Source organism: Acinetobacter sp. I-MWF (genome assembly GCF_025433935.1).
Lineage (GTDB): Bacteria > Pseudomonadota > Gammaproteobacteria > Pseudomonadales > Moraxellaceae > Acinetobacter > Acinetobacter guillouiae.
The window spans coordinates 1-291 of the sequence record NZ_JAMBAR010000048.1 but is presented as its reverse complement, the minus strand read 5'-3'; the positions used below and the strand labels follow the sequence as shown (position 1 = coordinate 291).

Annotated in this window: 1 protein-coding gene; it reads right to left on the bottom strand. The window is 36.4% G+C overall.

What is annotated here, in order from left to right; all coding sequences use genetic code 11:
• The coding region (locus M2R48_RS21300) for an Ig-like domain-containing protein (protein WP_262087624.1) at positions 1 to 291 on the bottom strand (291 nt) is incomplete at both ends.

The following is a 291-nucleotide window of genomic DNA, read 5'->3' as shown; positions in this document are numbered from 1 at the left end:
AGTGGTATCAATCACTATTGCTTGACTATCTGTACTTCCAATATTACCTGCTGCATCAATAACACGTGCTTGATAAGTAAAATTGCTACTATGAACAACAGCATCAACTAAACTCCATGTTGTACCTGTTGTAATTGCATCAATCCAAGTTACCCCACCATCATTTGAAATTTGTACTTTTTCACCAACATTTAATGCTGTGGTTAATGTACCGCTGACAGTCAAAGTAGTGTCACTGGTAATAAAATCTGTGCTTGATGTACCAGTATCTGTACTTATTGCTGTGATATC